Consider the following 6,615-nt stretch of genomic DNA (forward strand, 5'->3'; position numbering starts at 1 on the left):
GGTTCGGAGAGTTCACGTGCAGGCCAGCGTAGTTGAACTTGCGAAGAACACTCAGTTTCAACTCTGGATCCGAGCGGTCAAACAGGGGGTGTTCCTGCCCGCAGTACAAGAACATGTTTTCCCCGTAGAGCGGTGTGTATTCCAGGCTTGCCGATGGTCTGTGTAAAGCGATGATACCGACATCCAGTTGCCCGCTGATTACCATTGTTTCGATCACGTTGGGGGGTTCCAGCGACAGTTCGATGTGAACCGCCGGTGCGGCCTCATTGAACTTGTGAATGGTGCGGGCAAGTTGGGCTTCCGGGTTGGTCGTACATTGATCGAACAGAGCCACGCGAATGCTGCCGGCCAGTTGTTGTTTGACTTCGTTGACCTCGGTTCTGAACTGCGCCACGGAAATAAGCAGGTCTTCTACCGCGGCCAGCACCTTTTCGCCGTCTTCCGTCAGTGAAAACCCTGATGGCCCCCGGTTGCACAGCTTCAGGCCAAGCCTCAGTTCCAGGTCAGACAAGTGTTTCGAGATCGTCGATTTCCCGATATTCAGCTCGATCTCGGCGGCCGTGATACCACCACTTTCCGCGACGGTTTTGAACACGCGCAGCAGACGGATGTCCGTGTCGCCGATCCGGGTATCAAGTTTGTTCTGTCTCATATCGTATGTTTGAAATTTATGAAACCTTTCGCGCAAATATTAACAACGACGAAACCAAGTTGGCAAGTTAGTTTCGTGTCGGCGAGGTAGAATCGGACTGGCCACCTTCTCCCCAGGTCAGCGCGCACCTCGAAACACGACAAATGGGAGGAAATCCATGTCATTTATCAAAAAGCTTGGCACTTTCAGCGCAGCCGTTTCCGTTGCCGCACTGATGGTTGCAGGCACGGCCGAGGCGAAGAACTTCAAGATCGCTGTCGGCGACAGCGCGGGCAGCGCACAAGAGGCGCTGGGGCTCGCTTTCGTGAAGGCGCTTGAAGAAAAGTCAGGTGGTGAGCACACCGCGACACTGTTCCTCAACGGTCAGCTCGGTTCCGAGCAGGACACGGTGAACGAGGCGGCGATCGGCACACTGGATATGTCGCTGCTGGCGATCAACAACATCACGCCGTTCTCGCCTTCGGTCGGTGTTTTCACACTGCCTTACGTGATCCTCAGCCTGGAAGATGCCGAAAAACTGACCCAGGGCCCAATCGGCCAGGAACTGGTCGAAAACACCATCCGTGATGCCGGCGTGCGCATCATCGGCTGGACCTATACCGGTTTCCGCCGCCTGACCAACTCGAAGAAGCCGGTCAAATCGGTTGCGGATTTGCAGGACCTGATCGTTCGCGTTCCCAAAAACGAAATCATGATCGAAACCTACAAGGCATGGGGCATCAACCCGACCCCGATGGCCTGGTCGGAAACCTTCACCGGCTTGCAGACCAAAGTGGTTGACGGTCAGGACAACCCTTACCTGACGATCAATGCGATGAAGTTCTACGAGGTTCAGAACCACGTCACCAACTTGCGTTACATCTTCTCGATCGAACCGCTGATCATCTCGGAAGCCGTGTTCCAGGACCTGTCCGAAGAGGAACAGCAGATGATCCTGGAAGCAGGGCAGGAAGCCACTCAGGTTTCGGCCCAGTTCCTGCGGGATTCGGAAGCAGCCATCAAGGAAGAGCTGACGGCCAAGGGGATGGAAATCATCGACCCCGAGAACGACGAAGCCGAGTTCATTCAACTGGCGACCGAAGCTGTATGGCCGCAATTCTACGAGTCCATTGGTGGTGTCGAGAAACTGAATGCGGTTCTCGAAGCCATCGGCCGCGAGCCGGTCCAGCAATAATCGTCGCACGGCGATACCGGGAAGAGCGCTGCGGCGCTCTTCTCATTTCAGGGAGGAGTGAAACCACATGTTCTGGAAATTTCTGGACAACATAGAAAGTGTCATCTGCCGGATCCTCTTATCCGGCTTCGTCTGCCTTTTGTTCGTGCAGATCATCGCGCGCGAAGTTTTCGGCTTTTCGGTCAGCTGGATCGAGGAACTCTCGGTCTACATGTTCGTCTGGTTCGTCTATTTCGGCGCAAGTTACGCCGCTCTGAAAGGTGCGCATAACCGCGTGACATTCCAGTTCAAGTTCCTGCCCGATGGGTCGATCAAATACATCGAAGCCTTCGCCGATCTCTTCTGGCTCTTCTTCAATGTCTACTTCCTGTATCTGGCGACGGATTTTGTCTTCAACAAGATGAACAAGTTCTGGAAATCCCAGACCCTGGGTGTCGAGATGAAGTACGTCTACATGGTGCTGCCCATCGCGTTCGCGCTGATGACCGTCCGCATCATTCAGGTGAATTACCGCCGCCTTATCAAGGGCGAGGATATTCACGATCCCGATCAGATCGACCTCGACGAAATCAAAGCTGCGACTGAAGCAGCAAAGAAATCCTAAGGGCAGGGGGATAAACCATGGAATCCGAAATCGTCACAATCCTGTTTGGGTCTTTCCTGTTTCTGCTGCTTATTGGCGCACCGATCACGGTGGCGCTGGGTGTGGCGTCGCTGGTCTCATTCCTTTACCTGGACGAGAACCCGATCAAATTCGTGCAGATCGCCTTTACCTCGGTGGGAGCCTTCCCCCTGATGGCGTTGCCTGCCTTCATTCTTGCCGGGGCCCTGATGGAGGCCGCCGGTATCTCGAAACGCCTGATCAATGTTGCTGAAAGCCTGGCCGGTCCTTTCACCGGTGGTATTTCGGCTGCAACGGTCATGGCTTGTCTGTTCTTCGGCGCCATTTCGGGCTCGGGCCCGGCAACAACCGCGGCCGTTGGGATGCTGATGATCCCTGCGATGATCGACCGCGGCTATGAGCGCGGCTATGCCTCGGCGATCACTGCGTCCTCTGGCGGCCTCGGGATTATCATTCCTCCCTCCATCCCGATGGTGATCTTCGGCATTGCCGCGCTCGGTATGGCTCCACCGCCCGAAGCGGTCGAGAAATTCGGAACCTTCCAGTCGGTTTCGATTTCGAAACTGTTCATTGCCGGATTCATTCCTGCCTTCCTGATCGCCACAAGCCTGCTGATCCTGAACTACTTCATGTCGAAAAAGCGCGGCTACAAAGGCGTTTCCGAAGGTTGGTCGATCCGTCACGTGGGCTGTGAAATGTATCGTGGGTTCTGGTCGCTGATGGCGCCGCTGGTGATCCTGGGCGGTATCTATACCGGCTTCTTCACCCCGACCGAGGCGGCAATCGTGGCAATCTTCTACACACTGGTTGTAGGGGTGTTCATCTATCGCGAACTGACCTGGCAATCGCTGTTCCAGTCGCTCGAGGCCACCACCTGGCTGACTGGACGTGTTCTGCTGATCCTGTTCACCGCGACGGTGTTTGGCCGACTGCTGGTGGAAAACCAGATCCCGGCGATCATCGCGGATTCGATGCTCAGCTTTACCGACAACCTCTATGTCATCTGGGCGCTGATCATCTTCTTCCTGCTGTTCGTCGGCATGTTCATGGAGACGCTGGCCACCATCCTGATCCTGGTTCCGGTGATGTTGCCGGTGGCCTATTCGGTGGGTATCGACCCGATCCACTTTGGCGTGGTGATGGTCTGCACGCTGGGTATCGGTTTCCAGACTCCACCACTGGGCGAAAACCTGTTCATCGCGTCGGGTATCTCGAACATCACGATCGAACAGATCTCATTGCGTGCGCTGCCTTTTGCGGCCGCCAACACGATTGCGATCTTCATCATCGCCTTCTTCCCTGAACTGTCGCTGTGGCTCCCACGGCTGTTTGGCTACTGATCTGAAAGGATGACGACATGAAACAGATGGTCACAAACATCCTCTTTGCCACTGACCTGTCCGAAAACTCGGGTCACGCCATGCGCCATGCCGCCAGCATCGCGCAGGCCACAGGGGCTGAAATTCACGTGCTGCATGTGAATGAACCGCTGTCGGACGATGCCAAGATCACGATGGAGATCTTCATCCTGAATGAAGAGACCCGCAAGACCGCGATCGAGCGTCGTCACGAGATGGTGCGCAAGGTTCTGGCCGAACGGCAAGCCAAGTTCTGGGCGCAGTTCGACGGCGACGATGGAAAAATTCGCGATCAGATCACCTCGGTCGAGGTCACCGATGGCCACCCGGCCGAAGTGATCCTGCGCCGCTCGGTCGAACTGGGCTGTGATCTGATCGTGCTGGGCGCGCATGATCACGGCTTTTCGCATACGTTTCTGGGCACCGTCGCAAAACGCGTTTTGCGGCGCTCCAAGATACCGACACTGATCGTTCCGAACCCGGACGAAACGTAACAACCCCACTGACAAGGAAGTACAAAATGAGCAAAACCCTGACCGCGCAGGACCTGGCGGACACGTTTGATGCGTTCAACCGCCATGACATCGACGGCGTGATGACCCACTTCGCCGACGACTGCGTGTTCTACACCGTGGCCGGTGAAGAGAAATACGGCAACAAGGTTGAAGGTGCCGAAGCCATCGCCGCCGCGTTTTCGGGCGTCTGGGCTGGCATGAAAGACGCCCATTGGGATCATCACAGCCATTTTGTCCACGGTGATCGTGCCGTTTCCGAGTGGACCTTCTCGGGAACCGACGCAAACGGTATGCGGATCGAAGCTGAAGGTGCGGATCTGTTCACCGTACGTGACGGTAAAATCGTTGTAAAACAGGCGCTTCGAAAGACGCGCCCCATGTTCAAAGCCTGATCCGCCGCCCTGCGCGCAGCCTCGGAGAAAAATAAGAATGGTGGATAACAGCATCCCGCGTCACTGGCCCAAGGCCAGCTATGACCCCAAATATGACCCGATCATTGATGCGGGTCCGGGTCACAATCGCGACCACGCGCCCACATATTGGATTGGAACGGCCGGAACACCTCCGGCCGATGATGGACCTGTGTCCAGCGATATGGATGCGGATGTGGTGGTGATCGGGTCGGGTTATACCGGCCTGTCCACCGCCATTCATCTTGCCAAGGAACACGGCATTCAAACCGTTGTTTTAGAAGCAAATACCGTCTCTTGGGGCTGCTCCACCCGCAATGGTGGGCAGGCCCAGATCTCATCCGGGCGGCTGAAACGGTCGCAATGGATTCAGCGCTGGGGCACGGACGTGGCCAAGCGCATGCATGCCGAGGTCACAGAAGCGTTTCAGCTGTTCAACGATCTGATTGCGTCGGACTATATCGATTGCGACCCGCAGCCGGGTGGCCACTACTACATCGCGCATCGCGACAAGGTCATGCCGTCCCTCAAGAAAGAGAGCAAGCTGCTCAACGACGTGTTCGGCTATGGTTCGCGCATCCTCTCCCGGGAAGAACTGCATGACAAGCATGTGCGGGATATGGAGGCCGCAGGCGCCATGTGGGAACCTGACGGGACCTGTATCCATGCGGGCAAACTGGCCTTCGGTTATGTCAACATGGCACGCCGTCTGGGGGTGAAAATTCACACCGGCAGCCCGGTTATGGGATGGCAGACGAAGAACGGCGTGCATCACCTGCGCACACCGGGCGGCATCGTCCGCGCCAAAACGGTGGCCTTGGCAACTGCGGGCTATACCCCGCCGGGTCTGAACACGCGCACAAAGCACCGCCTGATGCCCATCCTGTCCAACTCGATGGTGACACGGCCGCTGACCCAGGCCGAACTGGACGAATGTGGCATTCAGACCAAATCCCCCCTGACCGACACGCGTACGCTGCGCCACTATTACCGCCTGCTGCCGGACAATCGGATGCAGATCGGCAGCCGCAGCGCGGTGACAGGGCGTGATGCCGAGAACGAAAAACATCTGGAGCTTTTGAAGAAGGGTCTCGCCCGAAAGTTCCCGGCGCTGACGGATATCAACCTCGACTACTCTTGGTGGGGCTGGGTCGATGTCAGCCACGATATGATGCCGCGTATCTTCCAGCCGGACCCGCAACAGCGCGTGTTCTACGCGATGGGATACGGTGGCAACGGCGTGATGTACTCGGCTCAGGCCGGGCGTCGTATGGCACAGCTGATCGCGGGTAAGAAAGACAAGGCGTTTGAACTACCGATCTTCACCTCCCCGCTGCCCAGCCACGGCATCCTGACGCCTTTCCGCCGACTGGGACAGCGTATGGCGTATGTCGGCTACTACCTCAAAGACGAAATACTGTAACTCACAGGGGCTTCGGCGCCCTGAAAAGATAAGGAAACACTCACATGAAGATGACGACGGAAGAGGCCTTTGTTAAGGTTTTGCAGATGCATGGTATTGAGCATGCGTTTGGGATCATTGGCTCGGCGATGATGCCGATTTCGGATCTGTTTCCGAAGGCCGGGATCATGTTCTGGGACTGTGCGCATGAGGGCAGCGCGGGGATGATGGCGGATGGCTACACCCGTGCGACCGGCAAGATGTCGATGATGATCGCGCAGAACGGCCCTGGCATCACCAACTTTGTGACCGCCGTGAAAACCGCCTATTGGAACCATACGCCGCTGCTGCTGGTGACCCCGCAGGCGGCGAACAAGACCATCGGTCAGGGTGGCTTCCAGGAAGTCGAGCAGATGAAGCTGTTCGAGGACATGGTCGCCTATCAGGAAGAGGTCCGCGACCCGACCCGCGTCTGCGAGGTT

Annotated in this window: 8 protein-coding genes; 7 read left to right on the plus strand and 1 reads right to left on the minus strand. The window is 56.8% G+C overall.

The window, feature by feature from the left end; all coding sequences use genetic code 11:
* Positions 1-652, minus strand: a 652-nt coding sequence (locus tag AC2FNN_RS20770) for a LysR family transcriptional regulator (RefSeq protein WP_496760327.1), incomplete at its 3' end; no start/stop codon positions are given.
* Positions 653-809: 157 nt separating this feature from the next.
* On the opposite strand from AC2FNN_RS20770, the gene AC2FNN_RS20775 reads away from it, so the two are divergent.
* From AC2FNN_RS20775 to AC2FNN_RS20805, 7 genes are all read left to right on the plus strand, one after another.
* The gene (locus tag AC2FNN_RS20775) at positions 810-1,826 is read left to right on the plus strand and encodes a TRAP transporter substrate-binding protein (protein ID WP_496760328.1); all 1,017 of its coding nucleotides are present in this window, start codon (positions 810-812) and stop codon (positions 1,824-1,826) included.
* 67 nt (positions 1,827-1,893) lie between these two features.
* Positions 1,894-2,430 (plus strand): TRAP transporter small permease, encoded by a 537-nt coding sequence (locus AC2FNN_RS20780; protein ID WP_496760330.1) that lies wholly within the window; start codon positions 1,894-1,896, stop codon positions 2,428-2,430.
* Between the two features lie 17 nt (positions 2,431-2,447).
* Complete coding sequence (locus tag AC2FNN_RS20785) at positions 2,448-3,788, plus strand: TRAP transporter large permease (protein ID WP_496760331.1); 1,341 nt, start codon at positions 2,448-2,450, stop codon at positions 3,786-3,788.
* A gap of 17 nt (positions 3,789-3,805) precedes the next feature.
* A complete protein-coding gene (locus AC2FNN_RS20790; protein WP_171636286.1) occupies positions 3,806-4,300 on the plus strand; it encodes a universal stress protein in 495 nt (164 codons plus the stop codon).
* 26 nt (positions 4,301-4,326) lie between these two features.
* Positions 4,327-4,713, plus strand: a complete 387-nt coding sequence (locus AC2FNN_RS20795; protein WP_496760333.1) for a nuclear transport factor 2 family protein — start codon at positions 4,327-4,329, stop codon at positions 4,711-4,713.
* A 37-nt stretch (positions 4,714-4,750) separates the two neighbouring features.
* On the plus strand, positions 4,751-6,154 hold the full coding sequence (locus AC2FNN_RS20800) for an NAD(P)/FAD-dependent oxidoreductase (RefSeq protein ID WP_496760335.1): 1,404 nt from the start codon (positions 4,751-4,753) through the stop codon (positions 6,152-6,154).
* Positions 6,155-6,198: 44 nt separating this feature from the next.
* Positions 6,199-6,615, plus strand: a 417-nt coding sequence (locus AC2FNN_RS20805) for a thiamine pyrophosphate-binding protein (RefSeq protein ID WP_496760337.1), incomplete at its 3' end; no start/stop codon positions are given.

The organism is Ruegeria sp. BHSA118, assembly GCF_059613405.1.

Excerpts from the sequence above, each read along its gene's own strand:
- AC2FNN_RS20775 (WP_496760328.1), top strand. The coding sequence starts at position 810 with ATGTCATTTATCAAAAAGCTTGGCACTTTCAGCGCAGCCGTTTCCGTT.
- AC2FNN_RS20780 (WP_496760330.1), top strand. The coding sequence starts at position 1,894 with ATGTTCTGGAAATTTCTGGACAACATAGAAAGTGTCATCTGCCGGATC.
- AC2FNN_RS20785 (WP_496760331.1), top strand. The coding sequence starts at position 2,448 with ATGGAATCCGAAATCGTCACAATCCTGTTTGGGTCTTTCCTGTTTCTG.
- AC2FNN_RS20790 (WP_171636286.1), top strand. The coding sequence starts at position 3,806 with ATGAAACAGATGGTCACAAACATCCTCTTTGCCACTGACCTGTCCGAA.
- AC2FNN_RS20795 (WP_496760333.1), top strand. The coding sequence starts at position 4,327 with ATGAGCAAAACCCTGACCGCGCAGGACCTGGCGGACACGTTTGATGCG.
- AC2FNN_RS20800 (WP_496760335.1), top strand. The coding sequence starts at position 4,751 with ATGGTGGATAACAGCATCCCGCGTCACTGGCCCAAGGCCAGCTATGAC.